At 65.1% G+C, this 24,259-nt stretch carries 29 protein-coding genes; 13 read left to right on the top strand and 16 right to left on the bottom strand.

Annotation, left to right across the window (positions count from 1 at the left end; genetic code table 11):
• From nuoE to R3P95_RS01965, 5 genes are all read right to left on the bottom strand, one after another.
• The gene (gene nuoE, locus R3P95_RS01985; protein ID WP_149405946.1) at positions 1-897 is read right to left on the bottom strand and encodes an NADH-quinone oxidoreductase subunit NuoE; all 897 of its coding nucleotides are present in this window, start codon (positions 895-897) and stop codon (positions 1-3) included.
• Positions 894-2,192 carry an NADH dehydrogenase (quinone) subunit D gene (gene nuoD, locus R3P95_RS01980; protein WP_068050737.1) on the bottom strand — a complete coding sequence of 433 codons (1,299 nt, stop codon included), beginning with the start codon at positions 2,190-2,192 and terminating at the stop codon, positions 894-896. The genes nuoE and nuoD overlap by 4 nt, the downstream gene beginning before the upstream one ends.
• The gene (locus R3P95_RS01975) at positions 2,192-2,854 is read right to left on the bottom strand and encodes an NADH-quinone oxidoreductase subunit C (protein ID WP_149405947.1); all 663 of its coding nucleotides are present in this window, start codon (positions 2,852-2,854) and stop codon (positions 2,192-2,194) included. Before R3P95_RS01975 ends, nuoD begins: the two co-directional genes overlap by 1 nt.
• Positions 2,851-3,405 (bottom strand): NuoB/complex I 20 kDa subunit family protein, encoded by a 555-nt coding sequence (locus R3P95_RS01970; protein ID WP_068050739.1) that lies wholly within the window; start codon positions 3,403-3,405, stop codon positions 2,851-2,853. The genes R3P95_RS01975 and R3P95_RS01970 overlap by 4 nt, the downstream gene beginning before the upstream one ends.
• Positions 3,406-3,477: 72 nt before the next feature.
• Positions 3,478-3,837: an NADH-quinone oxidoreductase subunit A gene (locus R3P95_RS01965; RefSeq protein ID WP_032397854.1), complete on the bottom strand. Its 360-nt coding sequence runs from the start codon at positions 3,835-3,837 to the stop codon at positions 3,478-3,480.
• A gap of 93 nt (positions 3,838-3,930) precedes the next feature.
• Here R3P95_RS01965 and R3P95_RS01960 point away from each other — a divergent pair, with 93 nt between their 5' ends.
• Positions 3,931-4,128, top strand: coding sequence for a hypothetical protein (locus R3P95_RS01960; protein ID WP_149405948.1), 198 nt, complete (start codon positions 3,931-3,933; stop codon positions 4,126-4,128).
• Positions 4,128-4,841: an aquaporin gene (locus tag R3P95_RS01955; protein ID WP_317547208.1), complete on the top strand. Its 714-nt coding sequence runs from the start codon at positions 4,128-4,130 to the stop codon at positions 4,839-4,841. Before R3P95_RS01960 ends, R3P95_RS01955 begins: the two co-directional genes overlap by 1 nt.
• A gap of 1 nt (position 4,842) precedes the next feature.
• On the opposite strand, the gene R3P95_RS01950 is transcribed toward R3P95_RS01955, so the two are convergent.
• Positions 4,843-5,292 (bottom strand): hypothetical protein, encoded by a 450-nt coding sequence (locus R3P95_RS01950; protein ID WP_317547207.1) that lies wholly within the window; start codon positions 5,290-5,292, stop codon positions 4,843-4,845.
• 79 nt (positions 5,293-5,371) lie between these two features.
• A complete protein-coding gene (locus R3P95_RS01945) occupies positions 5,372-6,013 on the bottom strand; it encodes an AMIN-like domain-containing (lipo)protein (RefSeq protein ID WP_317547206.1) in 642 nt (213 codons plus the stop codon).
• Between the two features lie 100 nt (positions 6,014-6,113).
• On the opposite strand from R3P95_RS01945, the gene R3P95_RS01940 reads away from it, so the two are divergent.
• Positions 6,114-6,389 carry a hypothetical protein gene (locus R3P95_RS01940; protein ID WP_317547205.1) on the top strand — a complete coding sequence of 92 codons (276 nt, stop codon included), beginning with the start codon at positions 6,114-6,116 and terminating at the stop codon, positions 6,387-6,389.
• Positions 6,390-6,398: 9 nt separating this feature from the next.
• On the opposite strand, the gene R3P95_RS01935 is transcribed toward R3P95_RS01940, so the two are convergent.
• Positions 6,399-6,830: a hypothetical protein gene (locus R3P95_RS01935; RefSeq protein ID WP_068050748.1), complete on the bottom strand. Its 432-nt coding sequence runs from the start codon at positions 6,828-6,830 to the stop codon at positions 6,399-6,401.
• 66 nt (positions 6,831-6,896) lie between these two features.
• Between R3P95_RS01935 and R3P95_RS01930 the strand changes: the two genes are divergently transcribed.
• Both R3P95_RS01930 and R3P95_RS01925 read left to right on the top strand, forming a co-directional pair.
• Positions 6,897-7,661, top strand: coding sequence for a 2-phosphosulfolactate phosphatase (locus R3P95_RS01930; protein WP_317547204.1), 765 nt, complete (start codon positions 6,897-6,899; stop codon positions 7,659-7,661).
• A 97-nt stretch (positions 7,662-7,758) separates the two neighbouring features.
• Positions 7,759-8,502: a polyprenol monophosphomannose synthase gene (locus R3P95_RS01925; protein WP_149405954.1), complete on the top strand. Its 744-nt coding sequence runs from the start codon at positions 7,759-7,761 to the stop codon at positions 8,500-8,502.
• An 8-nt stretch (positions 8,503-8,510) separates the two neighbouring features.
• Here R3P95_RS01925 and R3P95_RS01920 read toward each other — a convergent pair whose 3' ends face one another.
• The 5 genes from R3P95_RS01920 to R3P95_RS01900 all read right to left on the bottom strand — a co-directional run bounded on the left by R3P95_RS01920 (position 8,511) and on the right by R3P95_RS01900 (position 14,799).
• Entirely contained in the window at positions 8,511-9,296 is a 786-nt protein-coding gene (locus R3P95_RS01920; RefSeq protein ID WP_317547203.1) for an SDR family oxidoreductase, read from the bottom strand.
• 135 nt (positions 9,297-9,431) lie between these two features.
• The gene (locus R3P95_RS01915) at positions 9,432-10,718 is read right to left on the bottom strand and encodes a M16 family metallopeptidase (protein WP_068050751.1); all 1,287 of its coding nucleotides are present in this window, start codon (positions 10,716-10,718) and stop codon (positions 9,432-9,434) included.
• A 67-nt stretch (positions 10,719-10,785) separates the two neighbouring features.
• On the bottom strand, positions 10,786-13,047 hold the full coding sequence (locus R3P95_RS01910; protein ID WP_094642123.1) for a polyribonucleotide nucleotidyltransferase: 2,262 nt from the start codon (positions 13,045-13,047) through the stop codon (positions 10,786-10,788).
• A 392-nt stretch (positions 13,048-13,439) separates the two neighbouring features.
• Positions 13,440-13,709 (bottom strand): 30S ribosomal protein S15, encoded by a 270-nt coding sequence (gene rpsO / locus R3P95_RS01905; RefSeq protein WP_032397847.1) that lies wholly within the window; start codon positions 13,707-13,709, stop codon positions 13,440-13,442.
• 121 nt (positions 13,710-13,830) lie between these two features.
• Entirely contained in the window at positions 13,831-14,799 is a 969-nt protein-coding gene (locus R3P95_RS01900; RefSeq protein WP_094669994.1) for a bifunctional riboflavin kinase/FAD synthetase, read from the bottom strand.
• 103 nt (positions 14,800-14,902) lie between these two features.
• Between R3P95_RS01900 and R3P95_RS01895 the strand changes: the two genes are divergently transcribed.
• The 4 genes from R3P95_RS01895 to R3P95_RS01880 are packed head-to-tail and all read left to right on the top strand — an operon-like array spanning position 14,903 to position 18,319.
• The gene (locus R3P95_RS01895; RefSeq protein WP_394855370.1) at positions 14,903-15,865 is read left to right on the top strand and encodes a metal ABC transporter substrate-binding protein; all 963 of its coding nucleotides are present in this window, start codon (positions 14,903-14,905) and stop codon (positions 15,863-15,865) included.
• Positions 15,862-16,689 carry a metal ABC transporter ATP-binding protein gene (locus tag R3P95_RS01890; protein WP_149405956.1) on the top strand — a complete coding sequence of 276 codons (828 nt, stop codon included), beginning with the start codon at positions 15,862-15,864 and terminating at the stop codon, positions 16,687-16,689. Before R3P95_RS01895 ends, R3P95_RS01890 begins: the two co-directional genes overlap by 4 nt.
• A 3-nt stretch (positions 16,690-16,692) precedes the next feature.
• Positions 16,693-17,565, top strand: a complete 873-nt coding sequence (locus R3P95_RS01885; RefSeq protein WP_149405957.1) for a metal ABC transporter permease — start codon at positions 16,693-16,695, stop codon at positions 17,563-17,565.
• 1 nt (position 17,566) lies between these two features.
• On the top strand, positions 17,567-18,319 hold the full coding sequence (locus R3P95_RS01880; RefSeq protein ID WP_373455154.1) for a metal-dependent transcriptional regulator: 753 nt from the start codon (positions 17,567-17,569) through the stop codon (positions 18,317-18,319).
• A 34-nt stretch (positions 18,320-18,353) separates the two neighbouring features.
• On the opposite strand, the gene truB is transcribed toward R3P95_RS01880, so the two are convergent.
• Genes truB through R3P95_RS01865 form a run of 3 tightly spaced genes read right to left on the bottom strand, consistent with a single transcriptional unit; the run spans position 18,354 to position 20,907 of the window.
• The gene (gene truB, locus R3P95_RS01875) at positions 18,354-19,286 is read right to left on the bottom strand and encodes a tRNA pseudouridine(55) synthase TruB (RefSeq protein WP_149405958.1); all 933 of its coding nucleotides are present in this window, start codon (positions 19,284-19,286) and stop codon (positions 18,354-18,356) included.
• Positions 19,287-19,321: 35 nt separating this feature from the next.
• Positions 19,322-19,987: a 4'-phosphopantetheinyl transferase family protein gene (locus tag R3P95_RS01870; RefSeq protein WP_149405959.1), complete on the bottom strand. Its 666-nt coding sequence runs from the start codon at positions 19,985-19,987 to the stop codon at positions 19,322-19,324.
• On the bottom strand, positions 19,984-20,907 hold the full coding sequence (locus R3P95_RS01865) for a metallophosphoesterase family protein (RefSeq protein WP_149405960.1): 924 nt from the start codon (positions 20,905-20,907) through the stop codon (positions 19,984-19,986). Before R3P95_RS01865 ends, R3P95_RS01870 begins: the two co-directional genes overlap by 4 nt.
• Before the next feature lie 242 nt (positions 20,908-21,149).
• Between R3P95_RS01865 and R3P95_RS01860 the strand changes: the two genes are divergently transcribed.
• Genes R3P95_RS01860 through R3P95_RS01845 form a run of 4 tightly spaced genes read left to right on the top strand, consistent with a single transcriptional unit; the run spans position 21,150 to position 24,256 of the window.
• On the top strand, positions 21,150-21,548 hold the full coding sequence (locus R3P95_RS01860) for a TOBE domain-containing protein (protein WP_149405961.1): 399 nt from the start codon (positions 21,150-21,152) through the stop codon (positions 21,546-21,548).
• Positions 21,549-21,573: 25 nt separating this feature from the next.
• Positions 21,574-22,356 (top strand): molybdate ABC transporter substrate-binding protein, encoded by a 783-nt coding sequence (gene modA / locus R3P95_RS01855; protein WP_394855380.1) that lies wholly within the window; start codon positions 21,574-21,576, stop codon positions 22,354-22,356.
• On the top strand, positions 22,353-23,165 hold the full coding sequence (locus tag R3P95_RS01850) for an ABC transporter permease (RefSeq protein WP_149405963.1): 813 nt from the start codon (positions 22,353-22,355) through the stop codon (positions 23,163-23,165). Before modA ends, R3P95_RS01850 begins: the two co-directional genes overlap by 4 nt.
• Positions 23,162-24,256: a sulfate/molybdate ABC transporter ATP-binding protein gene (locus R3P95_RS01845; protein ID WP_149405964.1), complete on the top strand. Its 1,095-nt coding sequence runs from the start codon at positions 23,162-23,164 to the stop codon at positions 24,254-24,256. Before R3P95_RS01850 ends, R3P95_RS01845 begins: the two co-directional genes overlap by 4 nt.
• Positions 24,257-24,259: the final 3 nt, after the last annotated feature.

Genomic DNA, 24,259 nt, shown 5'->3' with positions numbered 1-24,259 from the left:
TCATTTCCCCTTCGTCGGTGGATCGGTTTCGGTGGTGTTCGTCGGCTGCGGTGGAACGGTCGCCGAAGGAGCCGGAGCCGGTTTCTCGCGCACCGTTTGCGCCACTGCTTCGGCACCGAGATCGGGATGATCGTCCGAAGAGCCGGTGACGGCCCGGGGAGCCGTCATCGAGTGCTCACGGGCGTACCGCAGACCCGCGAGACTGGCTTCGCCTGCGCTGCCGGAGGATTCGAGTGCACCCGGCCGATCGTCGGCGAACCCGGCAAGAATTCGCTCGGTCTCGCGGAACGTGCACAGCGGAGCGCCGCGGGTCGGGGTCACCTGCGCACCGGATCGAAGCGCATCGACCAGTTCCCGTGCCGACGCCGGAGTTCTGTTGTCGAAGAACTCCCAGTTGACCATCATCACCGGTGCGAAGTCGCACGCGGCGTTGCACTCGATGTGCTCGAGGGTGATCGCACCGTCGGCGGTGGTCTCGCCGTGGTCGATATCGAGGTGATCCCGCAGCGCGTCCATGATGGCGTCGCCGCCCATGACGGCGCACAGGGTGTTGGTGCACACTCCGACTCGATAGTTTCCGGTGGGCTCGCGGCGGTACATCGAGTAGAAGGTCGCGACCGCGGTGACCTCTGCTCCGGTGAGATCGAGTACGTCCGAACAGAATTCGATTCCGGCCGGCGTGAGATATCCGTCCTCGGATTGCACCAGGTGCAGCAGCGGTAGCAACGCCGATCGGGCCTGAGGATAACGACTCAGGATGATCTCGGCGTCGGCGCGCAGGCGAGCACGCACGTCGGCGGGATAGGACGCACGGGCGTCGGGGCCGAACAGCTGTACTGCTTCCTCGGGGCGAGCTCCGAGTTGGACGAGCACCGGCTCCGAGCGTGGCGTGGTCATCGGTCCACCCCGCCCATCACCGGATCGATACTGGCAACGGCAGCGATGACATCGGAGATCATGCCGCCCTCGCACATCGCGGCAACCGCCTGCAGGTTGGTGAACGAGGGGTCTCTGAAATGCACTCGGTACGGCCGAGTTCCACCGTCACTGACGATGTGCACACCCAGTTCGCCTCGCGGCGATTCCACCGTGGACAGCACTTGGCCCGCCGGCACACGCATGCCCTCGGTCACCAATTTGAAGTGGTGGATCAACGACTCCATCGAGGTGTCCATGATGGTGCGCACGTGGTCCTGAGAATTGCCGAGACCATCGGGTCCGGAGACGAGTTCGGCCGGCCAGGCGATCTTCTTGTCGTCGATGACCACCGGTCCGGGCCGAAGACGATCGAGAGTCTGCTCGACGATCTTGAGCGATTCCTTCATCTCTTCGACGCGAATCAGATAGCGCCCGTAGCAGTCGCATCCGGTGTCGGTGACGACATCGAACTCGTAGTTCTCGTACCCGCAGTAGGGGTCGGACCGGCGCAGATCGTAGGGCAGTCCGGTCGATCGGAGCACCGGCCCGGTGACGCCGAGGGCCATGCATCCGGTGAGGTCCAGGTAGCCGACGTTCTCGGTTCTGGCCTTCCAGATCGGGTTGTCGTTGAGCATGAGTTCGAGATCGCGTAGCCGTCCGGGAAGAACCCGCAGCAACTCGCGAACCTTGTCGATCGCATCGGCGGGCAGGTCCTGAGACAAGCCGCCGGGACGGATGTAGGCGTGGTTCATTCGAAGTCCGGTGATGGCCTCGAAGACGTCGAGAATCAGCTCGCGCTCCCGGAAGCCGAACAGCATCGCCGTCACGGCACCCAATTCCATTCCACCCGTGGCCAATGCCACGAGGTGCGACGAGATCCGATTGAGCTCCATCAGCATCACCCGGATCACCGTCGCTCGCTCGGGAATGTCGTCGGTGATGTCGAGCAGCTTCTCCACCCCGAGGCAGTACGCGGTCTCGTTGAAGAAGGGCGAGAGATAGTCCATCCGAGTGACGAACGTGACGCCCTGAGTCCAGTTGCGATACTCGAGATTCTTCTCGATACCGGTGTGCAGGTAACCGATTCCACACCGGGCCTCGGTCACGGTCTCGCCTTCGATCTCGAGAATCAACCGCAGCACACCATGGGTCGACGGGTGCTGCGGACCCATGTTGACCACGATGCGTTCCGTGGTCGACCCGCGCGCAAGTTCGACCACGTCGTCCCAGTCCTGGCCCGACACTGCATAGATTGTTTCGTCCGTTGCGCTCATCAGTTGTACGACCTGCGCTCGTTGGGAGGCGCGACCCGAGCGCCCTTGTACTCGATGGGAATACCGCCCAGGGGATAGTCCTTGCGTTGCGGGTGCCCGACCCAGTCGTCCGGCATCTCGATCCGCGTCAGCGCGGGATGACCGTCGAACACGATGCCGAAGAAGTCGTAGACCTCGCGTTCGTGCCAATCGTTGGTCGGATAGACCGCGCAGAGCGACGGTGTGTGCGGATCCGCATCGGGTACAGCGACTTCGAGTCGCAGGCGGCGTCCGTGGGTGATGGACACCAGATGGTAGACCGCGCGCAGTTCCCGGCCGACCTGATCCGGGTAGTGCACACCCGATGCCCCCGTGCACAATTCGAATCTCAGTTCCTCGTCGTCACGGAGAGCGCGGGCGACGGCGGGCACGTGTTCTCGCGAGAGATGCAGCGTCAGTTCGTCGCGAAAGATCACGGCACGCTCGACGGCGTCCTCGAAGGGTACGGCCGCGTCACCGGTGTCGAGGACCGCGGCCAATCGATCGACCACGGCGTCGAAGTAGCTGCCGTAGGGCCGGACAGCCGTGTCCACCGATGCCACCGGCGGCTGCAACCGGCCGTAGCCGGAGGTGTCACCGCTCCCCCGGACGCCGAACATCCCGCGGGGCCCGTCCGCCGTCATCGCAGCAGCCCCTTCAGATCGATGGTCGGGGTGGACGCCAACGCCGCAGCCTCGGCGGCCGCGCGAACCTGCTCGCGATTGACACCCAGCGGCATCTGCTGAATCTTTTTGTGCAGCTCCAAGATTGCGTTGAGCAGCATCTCGGGTCGGGGCGGACAACCGGGTAGGTAAATGTCGACGGGAACGATGTGGTCGACACCCTGCACCACCGCATAGTTGTTGAACATTCCGCCCGAGGACGCGCAGACGCCCATGGCCAGAACCCATTTCGGTTCCGCCATCTGGTCGTACACCTGCCGCAGCACAGGTGCCATCTTTTGGCTGACGCGGCCGGCCACGATCATCAGGTCCGCTTGGCGCGGAGACGCACGGAACGCTTCCATGCCGAATCGTGCGAGATCGAACCGACCGGAGGTGGTAGCCATCATCTCGATCGCGCAGCACGCGAGACCGAAGGTCGCGGGCCACAACGAGCCCTTACGGGCATATCCGGCCAACCCCTCTACGGTGGTCAGCAGAAATCCGCTGGGTAGCTTCTCTTCGAGTCCCATCGATCACACTCTTTCCGCATCCGTTCGAGGTGAGAACCGTGCATCGTGCCGTCGCCGATCAGTGGTTGGACGTCAGTCCCATCCGAGTCCGCCTCGCCGCCACTCGTAGACGTAGGCCACCGACACGTTGACGACGAACAGTGCCATGGCAACCAGTCCGAACGCGCCCAGCACATCGAGATGGACGGCCCACGGATACAGGAAGACGATCTCGATGTCGAAGATGATGAACAGCATCGCGGTCAGGTAGAACTTCACCGGAAATCGTTGTCCCGTCGGCGCATGCATCGTGGGCTCGATGCCGCACTCGTACGCGTCGAACTTCGCTCGGTTGTACCGCGCGGGTCCCACCATGGTGCCGACCATCACCGAGAACACCGCGAACACGACCGCAATGGCACCGAGAACGAGGATCGGAACGTAGGCGTTCATCCCGGCATCTTCTCCCTCGATCGACTACCGCGCCGGCGCGTAGTAAATGCGACGGCCGTACCAATGTGACCTGAACCACACAGTATGGGTTCGGTGTCGATCTCGCGGGATTTCGACGAGTCCAGTTTTCGTAAAGCGTTGACGCGCATGGATCACCCGAATTCGTCCGCCCCATGCAGTGTGACTCAGATCACCTGTCGGCCCCATGCGATCCGCACCGACGAAAACGACAAACCTCCCGACGATCTCGGCCGGCCGAACCAGGCTGCCGACATGGAACAGGAGAAATGATGAAATCGATTTCCGTCTCGGCGCTCGCCGCCGAGGGACTGGGAACTGCCCTGCTCGTGATCTTCGGCGTCGGCACCGCCGTGATCGCGGGCGACACCGTCGGAACCCCGGGCATCGCCCTGGCATTCGGCCTCACGCTGCTCGCGCTGGTCTATGCGATCGGACCGATCTCGGGATGCCACATCAACCCGGCTGTGACGATCGGAGCCCTGATCGCTCGCGCCATCACCCCGATCAAGGCTGTGTTCTACATCGTCGCTCAGGCCGTCGGTGCACTGATCGGCGCGCTGATCGTACTGTTCGTCGCATCCGGCCGTCCCGGATACGACATGGCGGCGGACGGTCTGGGCACCAATGGATTCGGCAGCGCCTCGCCCGGAGGATACGGGCTGGCGTCGGTCGCGGTGTTCGAGACGATCGCGACCGGCCTGCTCGTCCTCGTCGTTCTGGCCACCACGGCCCCCACCGTTCACCCCGTCGTGGCAGCCGGCATTCCGATCGGCCTGACACTGACCGTGGTTCACCTGCTGGGCATCGGAATCGACTCGACGTCGGTCAACCCTGCTCGGTCCTTCGGCCCGGCCCTCCTCGCCGGCGGACCTGCCCTGTCACAGCTATGGGTGTTCGTGGTGTTCCCCATACTCGGAGCTGTCGTCGCCGGCGTGATCCATCGGTTCGTGCTGACGGTGCCCGCATCGGAGAAAACGGTCTGATCTAGCGCGATCGAGAGACCCGGGCACCGACGCGTACCGAGTGCTGCTTCAGCAGATCGACCACTGCTCGACCCAGCCGGATCGGATCCAGCGGGTGCGGAACAGCAGCCTCGGCGCGCGACCACTCGGCCAACCACGCATCGTCCGGACGTCCGATGAGTACCAACACCGGTGGGCAGTGAAGGATCTCGTCCTTCAACTGCTTCGCCAGACCCAGACCGCCGACAGGTGAGGACTCGCCGTCGAGAATCGCCAACGCGACATCGCCTGCATCCATGTGCTCGATGACGACGGCTGCCGTGGCGATGTCGACGTACTCGATGTCACCGAGTGCAGGATCCGGTCGAGTTCCGACGGCAGACCGCACCTGGGCGCGGGTCGCTGCGCTGCTGCTGTACACGAGCACGCGGACACGACCGGATGGACTCGTTCCCGCTGTGGCGTCGGACACATCGCGATGCTACCGCGCGGTCCCCGGCAAACGGATCGAAACAGCCACGGCCGACGTCCATTCGAGGTTGCTGCGCCGGTCAGTTCTCGACGGTGACGACGACCGCGGCAGGTTCTTCGGTGGTGGTCACCGTGAACGCGGGTCGATCGGCCGCAACTCCGACGAAAGCCTGCGAGATTCCGTCGGGATCAGCCAGGAAATCGACCGAGGCGATCGCAGATTCCGCACCACCTCGCACCCGTTCCGGCCCGGCATACGAAGAGAAGGTGTCGTCGGAGTCCGTCGACGTACCCGACAGGTCCACCTGCAACACCGATCTCCCCGGCACTGCCAGCGGTTCACTGGTGCCGTAGCGAATGGCCTCGTCGACGTACCGCACCGTGTAGGACACCGGGCCGTTGCCTGCCAACCCGAACTCGACCGAAAACTCCTCCACCAGCACGTCGGTGACACCGACCGGCGACGCACCTGGGAATCGCGCGCCATCGAGGATCGGAGAAAGCTCTGTCACCGCGGGCGGCAGCGCTTCGACGGTCGGCCTGGGATTGGACATGGGATCACCGACGACCAGTGATCCCGTGACCGTGGTGTAGTTCGTGTCGGCCGAGACCTCGTCGACCGGGCCGCTGCCCCCTGCGCCGGCACAGCCCGCGGCCGAACCGAGCAACAGTGATCCGACGGCCGAGAGCGCGACCGGAGCCCTGCGGTGGCCGTCGTACATCGCCTCACCGTACTGAAGAAACCGATCGGTTCGGTAGTGCTGCCTCGACGCGATTCGGTCACGATTGCACCGACCTCCGATCCTGCTAGCGTCAGAGGGTATGGACCCGAAGAGCTATTCGTCCGGTGAGCGTGTGTTCGGTCCGCCCAACGGGACTTTCGACGCGGATTGGGCTGCGACCGCACTGCGATCGAACCGTCCCGAGTTGGACCACCCCACCTCGGTGCGCCTGGTGGAAAAAGCCTGGGACCTACTCCGAACGCAAGGGCTGCGCGGAGAACGTCTCGCCACTGCGCTGGACCTCGAGCCCGGTCTTGCTGCTGCCGTGTCCGCGGTCGCCACCGAGACCGCCGAGCTGTACCTGGACCCCCGGTAGCTCCAGGTCTCAGCTCGGACCGAACTGCTCCCACGCGAACCCGGCCACGAGCACCGCTGTACCGCCGATTTCGGCGACGATCAACGACACCATGAACAGGTGCGTCCCCGGGACGGGATCGACGAACTGGTTCTCGGTGTCTCGCCGAAATCCGTGGACGGTGTAGCTCGCGACGGCTGCGACGAAGAACACCAGCACCACCGACGCGGCGATCAGATCCACCGTGACCGACCAGGCGCTGAACTGCGCCAGCACTGCGAGCACCAGGGCTGCGAACGAGTACATCAATGCTGCCCGATGGGCGATGTCGACATAACGATGCGCAGTGCCATCCGGCGACGTCGACATCTGGTGATACTTGATCACCCCCAATCCCAATGCCCACAGCAGCAGGAGACCGGCCACGAGGACGATCACCTTGGTGTCCAGGTCCAGCTGCATGTCTTCCTCCCCCACTCGATCCCGCGCCGAAGGTATCACCGGCACCGGAGTTGATACCGTTCCGCAATGCCGGCCGACCCCGTACTGTCCCAGAACACTTTCGGGCTCCGCTTCGACTGGGGTCTGTGCGGTGCCGACGCCATCGTCGACGGCGCAGACGTCGCCGTCGTCGTGGACGTCCTGTCCTTCACCACCACTCTCACGGTTGCTGTGGACGCAGCCATCGACGTCATCCCCAGTCGGTGGCGCGACGACCGGGCCACGCAGTTGGCCGAGCAGTTCGACGCGGTGCTCGCAGTGGGGCGGTCGGCCGCCTCACCGGGCCTGATCAGCTTGTGCCCGGCGACCGTACGGGCCGTGCCTGCTCCGGCACGGCTGGTGCTCCCGTCACCGAACGGATCCACCATCGCCCACGAGCTCGCGAGCACGGCCCCGCTGTGCGTGGGAGCGTCGCTCAGAAACGCATCGGCCGTAGCGCAGTGGATACGTGCCAGGAACCGAGATGCAGTGACAGCGGTCATAGCGGGCGGTGAAAAGTGGCCGGACGGATCCCTCCGGCCCGCCGTCGAGGACCTGTGGGGTGCCGGTGCAGTCATCGCTGCCCTCGTCGACGCCGGAGCTGCCGATGTCTCCCCGGAGGCGCGCGCAGCCGCGGCCGCGTGGCGAGCCGTCGAGCGAGACGTGGGCTCGGAGCTGCGGCAATGCGGCTCCGGTCGCGAACTGGCCGGGATGGGACACCCGGAAGACGTGGACATCGCAGCCGAGGTCGATTCGAGTTCGAGCGTTCCGATTCTGCGCGACGGCGTATTCGTCGACGCGACTCGGGCATGAGTCGACCGGCGCTCGAAAACGACCCACGATGCCGACCCGACACGGCCGGTCGTGTCCGATATTTGGATCGGAACCCCGAATCACGGATCATACGGTGGTGAGTACGGAACGAGTCGCCCCGAAGACCACCGTCGTTGTACCGACGTACAACGAACGTGAGAACCTCCCCAAGCTCGTCGAGCTGCTGGCGGGGTTGCAGGTGGAGGGGCTCGGTGTGTTGGTCGTCGACGACAATTCGCCCGACGGCACCGGCGACGTCGCCGACAAGTTGGCCATCGACGGCCCCATCGAGGTCAGCGTTCTGCACCGCACGGTGAAGAACGGGCTCGGACGCGCATACGTCGCAGGCATGACGAGGGCTCTCGACGAGGGTGCGGACATCGTCATTCAGATGGACGCCGATCTGTCGCACCCCACCGAGGTGATCCCGGCGATGATCGACAAACTGAACACCACCGACGCGGCCGTGGTGCTCGGATCGCGATACGTACCGGGCGGAGCGGTCGCCGCCGATTGGCCCTGGCACCGCAAGGCCCTGTCCGCATGGGCGAACTTCTACGTCAACACGATCCTGCGCCTCGGCGTCAAGGATGCGACAGCGGGATTCAAGGCGTGGCACGCGCGCACCCTGCGCACCATCGATGTTGCCTCGGTCGAGAGCAACGGGTACGCATTCCAGGTCGAGATGAACTACCGAACCGTCAAGCACGGCCTCACTCTCGCCGAAGTGCCGATCACCTTCGAGGAGCGCAGCGAGGGCGAATCCAAGATGAGCCTGTCGGTTCAGCTCGAGTCGGCATTGGTGCCCTGGAAACTGTTGCTGCGCAAGAAGAAGCTCTGACCGAAGCGTCACGGCGTGAAGCGTCGGAATCCGCCTTCGGCACCGATGACCTGACCGGTGATCGAGCCCGAATCAGTCGAGAGCAGCATCGCCACGACCGCCGCGGCCTCGTCCGGAGAGTTCCACCGACCCCGCGGCATGTGGCGCAAGACGAACGCGTCCAGATCGGCACTCGCCCAACCGGTATCGGTCGGACCAGGATTGATCGTGTTGACGGTGATACCCCGTTCAATCAGCGAATCGGCCAAGGTCGGTGTGATCGCGGCGATCGCGCCCTTGGTCACCGCGTAGGGAATCTCGGTCGGCATCGGCCCCTCACCCTGCCCGGACGTGAACAGCACGACGCGTCCGCCGTCGCGGTGATCGACGTACCGTTCCGCAAATTCCTGCACCAGAAGCAAGGACGCGCGCACGTTCACCGCCCACGTCAGGTCGAGGTTCTCTGCCGTCAGAGACCCCAGGTCGCCCAGCTGTGATCGCGCATGGTTGATGACCAACGAGTCGACGGCTCCGAACCTGGATTCGGCAGCATCGAACAGGGCGGCAGGTGCTTCGGGATCGGAGAGATCGATGTCGAGATGCCCGAGTCTGCCTGGCGCGGTGGACAACTCGGCGAGCACCTGCACCGCCCCCGGTGTCCCTGCTCCCCACGGCTCGCTCACGTCGTAGGCATCGCAGGATTGCGCGAAGACGCGGGCGCGCTCATCCTGCAGCAACCTACGGGTGATGGCGTAGCCGATACCGCGGCGTCGACCCACACCGGTGACGAGGACGGTACGCCCATCGCTGTTCATGCTGCATTGTCGACCGTAGCGGCATACACGTCAACGCCGAGAGCACGGTTGGTACCGTCGCACCGGAGAATCCACAGTTCACCGCCCTGCGACTGTGGACCTCCGTGCACGGAAACAGCGACGCGATCGCCGACGCTACCGAACCAGAGACTTGACCGACGCCGGTAGCTGGCGAACGTTTTTGTAGGGTCCGACCACCGCGGCACCGAAAGGACGGTCGAGCAACACGGCAGCGACCTCACGTACCTCGTCGTTGCCGACACTGTCGATCCGCGCCAACGTATCGGTGATGTCGCGGTGATTGCCGTAGTTCAGTTCGCTACGACCGATCCGGTTCATCCGAGAGCCCGAATCTTCGAGTCCCAGAACCAATCCGCCGCGCAACGAACCCTTGGCCCGCGCACACTCCGCGTCGGTGATGCCCTCGGAGGCGACCTTGGCCAGCACTTCCCTGATCACCGTCGTCACCTCGCCCAGGTTCTCCGGCTGACAACCCGCGTAGACGGAGAACGCACCGCTGTCGGCAAACGTGTCCACCGAGGAGTACACCGAGTACGCCAGTCCGCGCTCTTCCCTGATCTCCTGAAACAGACGAGAACTGAGCCCGCCGCCCACTGCCGAGTTCAGCACGGACAACGCCCAGCGATGCCCTTCGTGTCGACCGAACGCACGTACGCCGAGGCACAGGTGCGCTTGCTCGCTGTCACGAGTCGTCAGGCTCAACGTGGGAGCATTGCGCAATCGCGCTGTTCCGCTTCGCCTTTCGGCCGGCCGCAGACCCTTTTCCAGATGGCCCGCGAAAGCGCGACGCACCAACGACACAATCTGCTTGTGATCGACGTTGCCCGCGACAGCAACCACCATGCGCTGCGGCGTGTAGCGGCGAACGTGGAACGAGTGCAATTGCGCACGGGTCATCGACTCGATGGATTCGACGGAGCCGATGATCGGACGCCCGATCGGATGATCACCGAACATGGCTTCCAGGAAGGCATCTCCCAGCAGATCCTCGGGATCGTCGTCGCGCATGGAGATCTCTTCGAGGACCACCTGGCGCTCGACGTCGACATCTGCCGATCGGCAGCGGCCGCGAAGCACCACATCGCTGACGAGATCAATCGCGAGTGCCACGTCCTCGTCGAGCACGTGCGCGTAGAAGCACGTGCTCTCCTTCGAGGTGAACGCGTTCAGCTCTCCCCCGACACCGTCCATCACCTGGGCGATCTCGAGCGCACTACGCGTGGGCGTCGATTTGAACAGCAGATGTTCGAGGAAGTGTGCTGCACCGGCAACACTGGGTTGCTCGTCGCGCGAGCCGACTCCGACCCACACACCGACCGAGGCCGAGCGAACGCCTGGCACGAACTCGGTGACGACCCGAAGACCGCCGGGCAGAGTGGTGCGTTGCACGCCCGTGTCGATGCCGGTGCTCTCTGGAACGGCCGAACGGTACGTCCCGAGGGGACGTACCGTTCGGCTCGATTGCTTCTTACTCAGCGCTGACCTCGGCGGGTGCCTCGGGAGCGTCGGCGGGAGCAGCAGCGTTGTCGTCTTCGACGGGAACGAGGCTGATCTTGCCGCGGTTGTCGATATCGGCGATCTCGACGCGCAACTTCGATCCGACGCTCACGACGTCCTCGACCTTGTTGATGCGCTTGCCGTTACCGAGCTTGGAGATGTGCACCAGTCCGTCGCGGCCCGGGAGCAGCGAGACGAATGCACCGAAAGCCGTTGTCTTGACGACGGTTCCGAGGAATCGCTCGCCGACCTTCGGCAGCTGCGGGTTGGCGATGGCGTTGATCATGTCGATCGCGGCCTGTGCGGACGGGCCGTCCGCTGCACCGACGTAGACAGTGCCGTCATCTTCGATCGAGATGTTGGCACCGGTCTGCTCGGTGATGGAGTTGATCATCTTGCCCTTGGGCCCGATGACCTCGCCGATCTTGTCGACCGGCACCTTGATCGCGGTGACGCGAGGTGCGTACGGGCTCATCTCGTCCGGGGTGTCGATGGCCTCGGCCATGACCTCGAGGATCGTCGTGCGCGCATCCTTGGCCTGCGACAGCGCGCCGGCGAGCACCTTGGAGGGGATGCCGTCGAGCTTGGTGTCGAGCTGCAGTGCGGTGACGAAATCCTTGGTTCCGGCGACCTTGAAGTCCATGTCGCCGAATGCGTCCTCAGCACCGAGGATGTCGGTGAGGGCGACGTAACGGGTTTCACCGTCGACCTCGTCGGACACGAGGCCCATTGCGATTCCGGCGACCGGGGCACGCAGTGGCACACCGGCATTGAGCAGCGACAGCGTCGATGCACAGACCGAGCCCATCGAGGTCGAGCCGTTGGAGCTCAGTGCCTCGGAGACCTGGCGGATGGCGTACGGGAACTCTGCCTGGCTGGGCAGAACCGGCAGCAGAGCGCGCTCGGCGAGTGCGCCGTGGCCGATCTCGCGACGCTTCGGCGAACCGACGCGGCCGGTCTCTCCGGTGGAGTAGGGCGGGAAGTTGTAGTGGTGCATGTAGCGCTTGGACGTCTCGGGCCCGAGCGAGTCGACCTGCTGCGCCATCTTGACCATGTCGAGGGTGGTGACGCCCAGGATCTGGGTCTCGCCGCGCTCGAACAGGGCGGATCCGTGGGTACGCGGGATGATCGCGACCTCGGCGGACAGCGACCGGATGTCTGTGATGCCGCGGCCGTCGATGCGGAAGTGATCGGTGAGGATGCGCTGGCGAACCGACTTCTTGGTCAGTGCGCGGAATGCGGCACCGATCTCCTTCTCGCGGCCGGCGAAGCTGTCTCCGACCGACGTGAGCACCTGAGCCTTGACCTCGTCGAGCTTGCTCTCACGCTCGGCCTTGCCTGCGATGGTCAGTGCCTCGTTGAGCGGGATCTTCGCGGCGTTCTCGACGGCCTCGAAGACGTCCGACTGGTACGCCGGGAAAACCGGGTAGTCGCCGGTGGGCTTTGCTGCCTTGGACGCGAGCTCCTGCTGTGCGGTGCACAGGGCTGCGATGAAGGGCTTCGATGCCTCGAGTCCCTCGGCGACGACCGCTTCGTTGGGGGCGGTAGCGCCACCCTCGATGAGCTCGATGACGTTCTCGGTGGCCTCTGCTTCGACCATCATGATCGCGACGTCTGCGTCGGCACCGGAGCCGGAGACGATGCGGCCGGCGACGACCATGTTGAACACGGCCTTCTCGAGCTGCTCGTTGGTCGGGAACGCGACCCACTGCTTGTCGATCAGGGCGACGCGAACGCCGCCGATCGGACCGGAGAACGGCAGTCCGGCGATCTGCGTCGAGGCCGATGCCGCGTTGATCGCGACGACGTCGTACAGATCGGCCGGGTTGAGGCTCATGACCGTGATGACGACCTGGATCTCGTTGCGCAGTCCGTCGACGAACGTCGGACGCAGCGGCCGGTCGATCAGGCGGCAGGTGAGGATGGCGTCGGTGGACGGACGGCCCTCGCGGCGGAAGAACGATCCGGGGATACGGCCCGCAGCGTACATGCGCTCTTCGACGTCGACCGTCAGCGGGAAGAAATCGAAGCCCTCACGGGGGTGCTTGCCGGCGGTCGTTGCCGACAGCAGCATGGTGTCCTCGTCGAGGTACGCGGCGACTGCGCCTGCGGCCTGCTGTGCGAGGCGGCCGGTCTCGAAGCGGATGGTCCGCTTGCCGAACGTGCCGTTGTCGATGATCGCAGTTGCTTCGTAGACGCCTTCTTCGACGTCCAAAGTTGTGGTTTCCGACATGTGTTCTGTTCTCGTCCTCTCGTCTTTGCCGTGCCCGCGTGGACACACCACCAGCCCTCCTGGCTGTGGCGGCATACCTGTGCCGTCCATCTCCGAGCTTCTCTCGGGACGCGGCTGCGCGGAGGCGGCCATCGATCGAAGCCCACCGGATCTCGTATCCGAAAGGCCACTACCGAAGACCGTCACCACGGCGTGACAGGCATACACGGCGGTGTGCGATTGCTGCGCATCCGCTTTCTCGTGCTGGCGTAACTGTTCTTGCGGTCCAAACACAGATAGCCAACGAGGAACAGTCTAAGCACTGCCTCGTTGGCTACTGCACTATTGCTGCGAGTCGGGTGCGCACCGGCGCGTCGAACCGTGCATCGGTGACATCCTCGCGTCGGTCTGAATTATCGACGCAGACCCAGACGCTCGATGAGCGAGCGGTAGCGGGTGACGTCGACCTTCGCGATGTACTTGAGCAGACGACGACGACGTCCGACCAGCAGCAGCAGGCCGCGGCGGGAGTGGTGGTCGTGCTTGTGCGTCTTGAGGTGCTCGGTCAAGTCGACGATGCGCTTGGTGAGCATTGCAACCTGCGCCTCGGGCGAGCCCGTGTCGGTGGGGTGCAAGCCGTACTCGCCGAGAACGGCCTTCTTCTGTTCGGTGGTCAATGCCACTGGTACTACTCCTGATCAATGACGTCCGCGTGAAAGGAAGCTACGCGCCCGGTGTCGAGACAACGGGATCGAAGCCGGTACAGCCGCCGCGGACCGCAGCGAGCACCGAGGGGACAGCCTATCAGGCCGTGCTGGCCGCCAGGATCGTCCGGGCCCGCTCGGCGTCGCGGCCCATTTCCTCCACGAGGGCTTCCATCGAGTCGAACTTCTCCATGCCGCGCAGTCGGTCGACGAAGTCGACTGCCACGTGCTGGCCGTACAGGTCGGCCTCACCGTCGAGGACGAATGCCTCGACGGTCCTGGTACGACCCGAGAACGTTGGATTGGTGCCCACCGACACGGCAGCCGGATGCCGCTCCCCCGGAGTGACCGTCCCCATGATCGGACCCGGCCCGAGCACTGTGAACCATGCCGCGTACACACCGTCGGCGGGAATGGCCGAGTACATGGGTGGCGCGACATTGGCTGTGGGATAACCCATTTGGCGACCTCGGCCGTCTCCGTGCACGACGACTCCTTCGACGCGATGCGGTCGCCCGAGCGCGGCGGTGGCTGCAGCGACGTCACCGGCGTCCACGCACGATCTGATGTACGTCGAGGAGAACGTCACGGCGTGCTCGGCGAGCAGGTTGACTCCGTCGACTGCGAAACCGGACCGTTCGCCGATCTTGCGCAGCATGGGCACGGTGCCGAGCGCCTTCTTCCCGTAGGTGAAGTTCTCACCGACGACGACCTCGGCAACGTGCAGACGTTCGATCAGGATCTCGTGCACGTATCGCTCGGGAGTGAGCTTCATCAACTCCGGCGTGAACGGCATGACGCAGAAGACGTCGATACCCAATTCCTCGGCGAGTTCGGCTCGCCTCGTCAGGGTCGTCAACTGAGCAGGATGGCTTCCCGGTCGCACGACCTCCATCGGATGGGGATCGAACGTCATGAGCACGCTGGGAACGCCGCGCTTCTTCGCAGCGGCCACCGCTCGCCCGATCAGTTGTGCGTGTCCGCGATGAACGCCGTCGAAGACGCCGATCGTGAGCACGCACCGACCCCAGTCGGCAGGTACATCGTCGAGACCTCGCCATCTCTGCACACCGCGAAGCCTACGGCCCGACGGCCGCTCGGTCACTCTCGGACAGGCGTGTCGCGCGCGGCACGTATGGACAAATAGGTATCCCCACGGTAAATATTTCGGTGTGCCTAACTTTTTTCTTCGCCGGTGTGGATCGCGCCGTGGGCGGATTCTCGCGAGCTGGGCCGTGGTGGGACTACTGGTGGCAGCCTCGAGCGGCTGCGCCCGTGCCGTCGGGGACGACGATCCGGCGATGCTCGACGACGGCAGACCCCTGGTTCTGACGACCTTCACCGTCCTCGCCGACATGGCCGCCAATGTCGCCGGCGATCACCTCCGAGTGGAATCGATCACAAAAGCCGGAGCCGAGATCCACGGCTACGAGCCGACCCCAGGAGACCTACGCACCGCAGAGCAGGCCGAGCTGATCCTGGACAACGGGCTCGGGCTGGAGGCCTGGTTCGAGAAATTCGTCGAGCGCATCCCCGCACCCCACGCCGTGGTGAGTGCGAACGTGGACCCGATCTACATTCGCGACGACGCCTACGCGGGCAAAGCGAACCCCCACGCATGGATGTCGCCCGTCGTGGCCGAGACGTACGTCGAGAACATCGCCGACGCGTTCGTCGCGCTCGATCCCGCCAACACCGACGACTACCGCGCGAACGCAGCCGCATACGTGGGACAACTACGCGAGGTCGGTGCCGAACTGGCCGCGGATCTCTCCGGGCTACCGGCTCGTCAGCGCGCGCTCGTCACCTGCGAGGGCGCATTCGGCTATCTGGCCCGCGACTTCGATCTGCAGGAGGCCTACCTGTGGCCGGTCAACGCCGAGCAGGAAGGAACGCCGAAGCAGGTGGTCCGCACCATCGACTTCGTTCGCGACAACGACGTACCCGCCGTGTTCTGCGAATCGACGGTCTCGGACAAGGCGCAGCTACAGGTCGCCGAGGACACCGGCGCGCGGTTCGGCGGACAGCTCTACGTCGATTCTCTGAGCGACGCCACCGGACCGGTCCCCACGTACCTGGATCTACTGCGCTACGACGCGCGGTTGATCGCCGACGCACTGGTAGGAGAACGATGACCCAGCACACTGGTGACCCTCACCACAGGGCCCGGCACGAGACCGGGGCAGCGCTGACGGTGGACGCCGTCAACGTTCGATACCGCGACGTCGTAGCCCTCACCGATGCCAGCCTGACCCTCGCACCCGGCCGGGTGTGCGGGTTGGTCGGAATGAACGGATCGGGCAAGTCGACGCTGTTCAAAGCCGTCATGGGAATGGTCAAGCCCAACTCCGGCTCGATCACCGTGTTCGGCGGAGACCCGGCGCAGGCGCGCAAGGCCGGCACGGTCAGCTACGTGCCCCAGGCGGAGTCCGTCGACTGGACATTCCCGATCAGCGTGCGCGACGTGGTGATGATGGGCCGATACGGGAAACAGAACTTTCTCCGCACTCCCCGAGCCGCCGATCGACTGGCCGTCGACGAGGCTCTGCAGCGCGTCGACCTCGCCGAACTTGCGAACCGACAGATCGGCCAGCTCTCCGGCGGTCAACGCAAGCGCGCGTTCGTCGCCCGCGCCATCGCCCAGGAGGCATCACTGCTGTTGCTCGACGAGCCCTTCGCCGGTGTGGACAAGAAAACCGAGGCAACCATCACCCGGCTGCTCCGCGAACTCGCAGCACAGGGTGCGTCGGTTCTGGTGTCCACACACGATCTTCACGCCCTACCGGAACTGTGCGACGAAGCGATCCTGCTGCAACAGCGCGTGCTGATGCACGGCAGTCCGATCGACGTACTGCGCCCGGAGAACCTGGCGCTGGCCTTCGGCATCGACCCGTCGAAGGTCGGCGAGTTGGGTGCGGGCACTCGAACTCCGTCCACCCGAACCACGGAAGCGAGCTGAACCGTGTATCTGATCGATTTTCTCGTGGACCCACTCGAATACACCTTCATGCAGCGGGCCCTTCTGGTCACCGTCACCGCCTCGATAGTGTGCGCGGTACTGAGCTGCTGGCTCGTCCTCATCGGGTGGTCGCTGATGGGCGACGCGGTCTCGCACGCAGTTCTTCCCGGCGTCGCGCTGTCGTACCTGTTCGGGGCACCGTTCGCGATCGGAGCGCTGCTGTTCGCGCTCATCGCGGTCGGTGCCATCGGAGTGGTCCGCAACACCACCATCGTCAAGGAGGACGCCGCTATCGGCGTCGTTTTCACCACCTTGTTCGCGCTCGGCGTCGTCCTGATCTCCAAGTTTCCGAGTCAGATCGACCTCAACCACATCCTGTTCGGCAATCTGCTGGGAGTCTCGCAGGCAGACATGGTCCAGGTGTTCGTCCTCGGCGGTATCGCGCTGGTCGTCATGATCGTCAAACGTCGCGACTTCACTCTCTTCGCCTTCGACCGCACCCAGGCCCGCGCCGTAGGCATCAACCCGACGGTGATCTCGGCCGTCATGCTGACCCTGCTCGCCCTGACGACCGTGGTCGCGCTCCAGGCCGTCGGCGTCATCCTCGTGGTGGCGATGCTGATCACTCCCGGTGCGTCCGCCTATCTACTCACGCACAGCTTCGGCCGCATGCTCGTGCTGGCACCGCTCATTTCGGTGGGTTGCGCGCTGGTGGGGATCTACGCCAGCTTCTACCTCGACGTGTCCTCCGGCGGCAGCGTCGTGCTCACCCAGGGACTCGTCTTCGTCCTTGCCTACCTCTTCAGCCCCTCACAAGGCATCGTCGTCCGCGCTCTGCGACAACGCGGACAGGTGCCGGTGGCTCCGGCCGGGTGAGATGTCTTTTTCCATTGGATTGCCTAAGCTCGGCGACGTGGCGCTACGAAAAGACGATCCCGCACCGGCCGACGAGGGCGTCCAGCTGTCCGCGGTTGCGCAGGACTATCTCAAGGTCATCTGGACGGCCAGTGAGTGGAGCGAGGACTCGGTCAGCACCAAGATGCTCTCCGAGCGCATCGGTGTTTCCGCCTCGACGGTGTCCGAGGCGATTCGCAAGCTCGCAGACCAAGGCATGGTCGACCACGCCCGCTACGGAGCCATCTCACTGACCGAGAAGGGTCGTCTCGCTGCCATCGGTATGGTGCGTCGGCATCGACTGATCGAGACCTATCTGGTCAGAGAGCTGGGTTACGGCTGGGACGAAGTGCACGACGAGGCGGAGATCCTCGAACATGCCGTCTCGGATCTGATGATGGATCGAATCGACGCCAAACTGGGCCACCCCGAACGCGATCCGCACGGCGACCCGATTCCGTCCGTCGACGGTGCGATCGAGGCCCCGTCCGCGACCCGCCTGAGCGACTACCTCGACGGACAGTCCGGCCGAGTCGCCAGAATTTCCGACTCCGACCCGGCGATGCTCCGCTACTTCGACTCCGTCGGCATCACGCTGGACCTGCCGATCACGGTGGTCGAACGACGCGACTACGCCGGCACCGTCGCCATCGAGTTGGCCCGCACCGACGCCACCGATTCCATCGATCTCGGCCACCGCGCCGCAGAGGCGATCTGGATGGTTCCGGCGACCTGATCGCCGGGCCGGTGCCGCATCCGTGCCGAATGTTTCAGTGCCCGCGCAAGGTCGCAGGCCGCACGACCATGACCGAACTGGCGCGCTTGCCCTTCTCCTGGAGCAGAGCGATGGTGTGCCCGGTGGGATCGACCGCCGCGTACACCCCGTCGATTCCTATCGGATCCAGCCACCGTCCCTGGCTCAACGATTCCGCCTCACTCGTGTCGATCTGCCGGTGCGGGAACGCCGTTCGGGCCGCCTGATCGATGTCCAGGCTCACGGCCGGGTCCTCTGCCAGTTCTTCGAGTGTCCGTGCGTGGTCGAGGGTGAAGGGTCCGACGCGGGTGCGGCGCAGCACGGTCAGGTGGCCGCCGACGCCGAGCGCCGCGCCGAGGTCGCGCGCCAAGGCCCGAACGTACGTCCCCGACGTGCAGTCGACCTCGACATCGAGGTCGACGAACGCCGATTCGCCCTCCGCCACGTCGCGCCTGGCCGTCACGTCGAATCGGGTGACGCTGACCTTGCGCGGGGCGAGTGTGAATTCCTCACCTGCGCGAGACAGTTTGTGGGCGCGTTGCCCGTCGACCTTGATGGCGCTGACACTGGCAGGAACCTGCTCGATGTCACCGGTCAGGGCGGCAATCGCGGTCGAGATCTCGGTGTCGGAGACATACGCGGCCGAAACATCGGCCAGGACGTCGCCCTCGGCGTCGTCGGTCGTCGTGCTCCGGCCGAGCCGGATGGTGGCGGTGTACGACTTCGTGGTCAGCGAGAGCAGTCCCAGCATCTTGGTCGCACGCTCCACGCCCAGCACGAGCACGCCGGTCGCCATGGGATCCAAGGTCCCCGCATGGCCGACTTTTCTGGTGCGCAACAGTTTTCGGCACGACGCCACCACATCGTGGCTCGTCACTCCCGGCCCCTTGTCGACCACCAGCAGGCCGGCACCGACGAGACCGGACGAAATCTTTTCGCGAGCACTCACGAGAGAGCATTGTGCCAGGCTCGCGGAGCAGGTCGTCACATCACCGAGATCGCGGTCATCACCAGACCGCCCGCCACCATCCATCGACCGTCGAAGGCCCGCAGCGGCGGCCCGGACATCGTGTCTCCCGGCACCAGCAACTCGGAACGGAACGTTCCCGAAATGTCGTCACCGGATCCGGTGCGCTCGAAGGTGATGTGTGCGTCCTCGAAGCCGAGCCAGCGTCCGGTCAACGGCTCCCAGGCCTTGTACGTCGCTTCCTTCGCGCAGAACAACACTCGATCCCAGTGCACGTCCTCGCGGCCCGCGGTCGCGAGCCACTCCCGTTCGGCCTCGAGACTCACCGCCTCGAGCACTCCATCGGGCAGGGGTCCGTGCGGCTCGGCGTCGATTCCCACCGAACGCACCTGCATCGAGTAGGCCAACACCGCACCGCGATACCCGTCGCAGTGCGTCAACGATCCGACCACACCCTTCGGCCACTGCGGAGCACCGGACTTGCCGCGCATGATCGGCGCAGGCTCGACACCCAGCTTCTCCATCGCCACCCGCGCACAGTGTCGGGCCGAGGTGAACTCACGCTTGCGCTTGTCCACCGCCTTGGCCACCAGCGGGGCCTCGAGCGGATGTGGCGTCAAACCCGGTGGGTCCGCGAACAATTCGGCCGAGACGACGCCGTTGGGAAGTATCGATTCGATCACTTTCCTGCCCTCATCTTCTCTACCTCTGCCTCCATCTCGGGCGTCACCGTGAAGTGCCCGCCCCACTTGTTCAACGCGCCCGGCGGATACTCGGGGACCGGAAGAATCTGTCGCAGAACGTTCTTCGGTAGGCCGCGCCGCTGCCATTCGCGCGGATAGCCCACCGACACCTCCTCGAAGCGAACGCCGTCGTAATAGGTCGTCCGCGGAATGTGCAGGTGCCCGTACACCGAGCAGATCGCGTTGTACCGCGTGTGCCAATCCGCCGTCAGAGTGGAACCACACCACAGCGCGAACTCCGGGTAGAACAGCACCTCGGTCGGCTGCCGAACCATCGGGAAATGGTTGATCAACACGGTAGGAACGGAGGTGTCGAGCGCATCGAGACGCTCCCGGGTGGCGTCGATCCGCGCATGGCACCAGGCATCGCGCGTCGCGTACGGCTGCGAGGACAGCAGGAATTCGTCGGTGGCGACGACGTTCTTCTCGCGTGCGATCGCCAGTCCGTGTTCCTTGTCTCTCGCTCCCTGCGGCAGGAACGTGTAGTCGTAGAGCAGGAACATCGGCACGATCGTCGCCGGGCCACCCTCACCCTCCCACCGCAGATACGGGTCCTCCGGGGTGACGACGTCGATCTCGCGGCACAGGTTGACCAGGTACTCGTATCGAGCCGCCCCGTGGATCTGGACGGGATCTTTCACCGTCGTCCACAGCTCGTGGTTTCCGGGAACCCAGATGACTTTCGCGAAACGGCTACGGAGCAGTTCGAGCGCCCACTTGATGTCGTCGGTCTTCTCCGACACGTCACCGGCGACGATCAGCCAGTCCTCGGGCGATTCGGGAAAGATGTCCTCGGTCACGGGCCGGTTGCCCCGATGTCCGACGTGAATGTCGCTCACTGCCCACAGCTTCGCTGCCACTGAAAATTCCTTCCGATGCGCTCGGCCGCCGGCGTCGAATCGCCAGAACCGTCCGAGAACGTACCAACGCCCAATACTCCCCGCAGATTCCGCGGCGTATCCGGGCGGGGTGAGGCGGCAACTCGGTCGACGGTGGGGCGGGAGTACGCGCAGAAAACGAAATCGAGGCCGTTCACCCGCAGATTCGGGTATATGGTGCCTTTCATGACTTGTTTGCGGATGTTTGCTGTGGTGGCATCACGATGACGGTGCCCCCGATCCGCGTCCGAGACGCCGCGGCGCTACTCGGTGTCAGTGACGACACCGTCCGCAGATGGATCGACAGCGGAGCGCTCCCCTCGCTCGAGGACGAGAACGGACGCAAGGTCATCGCCGGCCGGGACCTGGCCGACTACGCGCGCGAACATGCTGTCCCTCCGCCGGAGATCGCGTCGGGCGGAAGCTCTGCACGCAACCGACTCGTGGGGTTGGTCACGGAGGTCGTCTCGGATGCGGTGATGAGCGAGGTGAGCATGCAGTGCGGGCCGTTCACGATCGTGTCCCTGATGAGCACCCGCTCGGTTCGCGAACTGGGGCTGGAGCCCGGCAAGGTCACCGTCGCTGTGGTCAAGGCCACGACCGTCATCGTCGAGACACCGTAGGACACAGGAGATGTTCGTGAAGACACTGCGCCCGGTATTCGCGCTCCTCATTGCAGCCACCCTCGTGCTCGTCGGGTGCAGCTCGCAGTCCGATTCGACCGCGCCCGATGGACCCTCGGACGGCAGCGCGGTCCGAGGCGAGATCACGGTCTTCGCCGCAGCATCGCTTCGCGCGACGTTCACCGAGCTCGGTGATCGATTCGAGGCCGAACACCCCGGCACCTCGGTGGAGTTCAGCTTCGCGGGCTCATCCGATCTGGCCGCGCAGCTGATCTCCGGCGCCCCTGCCGACGTCTTCGCCTCCGCAGATACGAAGAACATGACCGAGACGGTGGACGAGGGCCTGGTTGCGGATGACCCCGTAGACTTCGCGTCCAACACGCTGACCATCGTGACCGCCCCCGGAAACCCGGACGGCATCGCATCGTTCGCCGATCTGGCGAACCCCGACGTTCTCACGGTGATCTGCGCGCCCCAGGTGCCGTGCGGCGCGGCGACGGCCTCGGTCGAGGCCGCTACCGGCACGCAGATCCCGGCCGTGAGCGAGGAATCCTCGGTCACCGATGTGTTGGGCAAGGTGACCTCGGGGCAGGCCGATGCCGGACTGGTCTACGTGACCGACGCTGCCGGGGCAGGAGAGGCCGTGACCGCGGTGCCCTTCGAGGAGTCGAGCGAGGCCGTCAACACCTACCCGATCGCGACACTGAGCGGGTCCGACAACGAGGGCACCGCTCGCGCATTCACCGAGTTCGTCGCCGGACCCGTCGGGCAAGACGTACTCGGTCGAGCCGGCTTCGCAGCTCCGTGACCGTACGAGTCGCACACGACGGGCGGTCGACCGTCGGTGTGCCGGTGTGGATTTTCGTTCCGGCAGCCATCGGTGCACTCCTCGTAGTGGCACCGCTGGCCGCGATGTTCACCCGAATCGACTGGTCCAATTTTCTCGGACTCATCACCTCCGAATCCGCTGTCGCGGCGTTGATCCTGAGCCTGAAGACGGCGACGGCCAGCACCGCAGTGTGCGTGGTTCTGGGCGTGCCGATGGCAATCGTGCTCTCGCGCAGCTCGATTCGCGGGCTCTCGATCCTTCGCTCTCTCGTCGTACTGCCCTTGGTTCTGCCCCCGGTGGTCGGGGGCATCGCGCTGCTCTACACCTTCGGGCGACAAGGCCTGTTGGGCGAGCACCTCGACGCCTTCGGGATTCGAATAGCGTTCACCACCTCGGCCGTGGTGCTGGCACAGGTGTTCGTGTCGCTGCCTTTCCTGGTCGTCAGCGTCGAGGGCGCACTGCGCACGGCCGGCGACCGGTACGACGTGGTGGCCGCGACTCTGGGGGCCACACCCACGACCGTCCTACGGCGCGTCACCGTTCCGCTGATACTTCCCGGACTGATATCGGGAACCGTCCTCGCCTTCGCGCGCGCGCTCGGAGAATTCGGAGCGACCTTGACCTTCGCCGGATCCCTCGGAGGCGTGACCAGGACACTGCCGCTGGAAATCTATCTGCAGCGCGAGAGCGACCCCGATGCCGCGGTGGCGCTGTCGCTGGTGCTGATTCTCGTGGCGGCACTCGTCGTCGTGACCGCACGCGGCACTCGGTCGTCGGGAACGCTGTGAACTCACTGCACCTGCGGGCCACACTCGGCGTTCGCGGCATCGATCTCGAACTGGACGTCCCCGAGGGTGAGACGGTCGCCATCCTCGGACCGAACGGGGCAGGCAAATCGACACTGCTGCAGCTCGTCTCGGGTGTGGTGGCACCCGACGAGGGAATCGTCCGACTCGGCGAGGACGTGCTGACCGATACCGTCTCGAACACCGTCGTGCCGATTCACGCCCGAGGCGTCGCGACCCTCTCTCAGGAAGCTCTGCTGTTTCCTCACATGGACGCTCGCACGAACGTGGCCTTCGCACCGCGTAGCGCCGGCGCCAACCGCGTCGCCGCGCGTGCCGTCGCCGATACCTGGCTCGACGCGGTCGGAGCCTCCCACCTGGCCGATCGCCGCCCCGGCCAGCTGTCCGGCGGTCAGGCTCAACGAATCGCCATCGCGCGCGCTCTTGCGGCCGACCCGCGCCTGCTGCTGCTCGACGAACCCCTCGCGGCGCTGGATGTGGACACGGCACCGAGCATTCGACGAGTACTGCGCACGGTGCTGCGCGCGAGCGGTCGCACGGCCTTGATCGTCACCCACGATCTGCTCGACGTCGTCGCGCTCGCCGATTCCGTGGCGGTCGTCGACGGCGGACGCGTCGTCGAGCGAGGCTCGGTCACCGAGGTCCTGACCGCACCTCGCAGCGAATTCGGTGCCCGCATCGCGGGGGTGAACCTGCTCTCGGGACGGGCTGTCGACGCCGACGACTCGACGTCCCTGACCACGAACTGGGGACTGACGGTCCACGGCTCCGGGCGGTACACCACCGGAACCGCACTGGTGGCGGTGTTCTCCCCCGCCGCCGTCTCGGTACACCCGACGGCCCCACACGCCAGCCCGCGAAACGTGTTCGAGGTGGTGATCGAGGAGATGGAGGTGCAGGGCTCCGGCATTCGTGTTCGGTCTCGCCCGCAACCCGACGGGTCTCCGGGCATGGCTGCAGACATCACCCCTGCCGCGGTGTCGGATCTCGGGCTCGAGCCCGGCGGCACCGTCTTCTTCGTCGTCAAGAGCCGTGAGGTGGCATTGCATCCCGCGTTGCCGTCGCAACCCTGACGG

It is taken from the genome of Rhodococcus cercidiphylli, from assembly GCF_033042225.1.
Lineage (GTDB): Bacteria > Actinomycetota > Actinomycetes > Mycobacteriales > Mycobacteriaceae > Rhodococcoides.
The sequence above is the reverse complement of the archived record's forward strand: the minus strand, read 5'-3'. Positions and strand labels throughout refer to the sequence as shown.

What these genes read in the sequence shown, in the direction of transcription:
- nuoE (WP_149405946.1), bottom strand. Translation starts at nt 897, where the DNA reads ATGACCACGCCACGCTCGGAGCCGGTGCTCGTCCAACTCGGAGCTCGC.
- nuoD (WP_068050737.1), bottom strand. Translation starts at nt 2,192, where the DNA reads ATGAGCGCAACGGACGAAACAATCTATGCAGTGTCGGGCCAGGACTGG.
- R3P95_RS01975 (WP_149405947.1), bottom strand. Translation starts at nt 2,854, where the DNA reads ATGACGGCGGACGGGCCCCGCGGGATGTTCGGCGTCCGGGGGAGCGGT.
- R3P95_RS01970 (WP_068050739.1), bottom strand. Translation starts at nt 3,405, where the DNA reads ATGGGACTCGAAGAGAAGCTACCCAGCGGATTTCTGCTGACCACCGTA.
- R3P95_RS01965 (WP_032397854.1), bottom strand. Translation starts at nt 3,837, where the DNA reads ATGAACGCCTACGTTCCGATCCTCGTTCTCGGTGCCATTGCGGTCGTG.
- R3P95_RS01955 (WP_317547208.1), top strand. Translation starts at nt 4,128, where the DNA reads ATGAAATCGATTTCCGTCTCGGCGCTCGCCGCCGAGGGACTGGGAACT.
- R3P95_RS01945 (WP_317547206.1), bottom strand. Translation starts at nt 6,013, where the DNA reads ATGTACGACGGCCACCGCAGGGCTCCGGTCGCGCTCTCGGCCGTCGGA.
- R3P95_RS01940 (WP_317547205.1), top strand. Translation starts at nt 6,114, where the DNA reads ATGGACCCGAAGAGCTATTCGTCCGGTGAGCGTGTGTTCGGTCCGCCC.
- R3P95_RS01935 (WP_068050748.1), bottom strand. Translation starts at nt 6,830, where the DNA reads ATGCAGCTGGACCTGGACACCAAGGTGATCGTCCTCGTGGCCGGTCTC.
- R3P95_RS01930 (WP_317547204.1), top strand. Translation starts at nt 6,897, where the DNA reads ATGCCGGCCGACCCCGTACTGTCCCAGAACACTTTCGGGCTCCGCTTC.
- R3P95_RS01920 (WP_317547203.1), bottom strand. Translation starts at nt 9,296, where the DNA reads ATGAACAGCGATGGGCGTACCGTCCTCGTCACCGGTGTGGGTCGACGC.
- R3P95_RS01910 (WP_094642123.1), bottom strand. Translation starts at nt 13,047, where the DNA reads ATGTCGGAAACCACAACTTTGGACGTCGAAGAAGGCGTCTACGAAGCA.
- R3P95_RS01890 (WP_149405956.1), top strand. Translation starts at nt 15,862, where the DNA reads ATGACCCAGCACACTGGTGACCCTCACCACAGGGCCCGGCACGAGACC.
- R3P95_RS01880 (WP_373455154.1), top strand. Translation starts at nt 17,567, where the DNA reads ATGTCTTTTTCCATTGGATTGCCTAAGCTCGGCGACGTGGCGCTACGA.
- R3P95_RS01860 (WP_149405961.1), top strand. Translation starts at nt 21,150, where the DNA reads ATGACGGTGCCCCCGATCCGCGTCCGAGACGCCGCGGCGCTACTCGGT.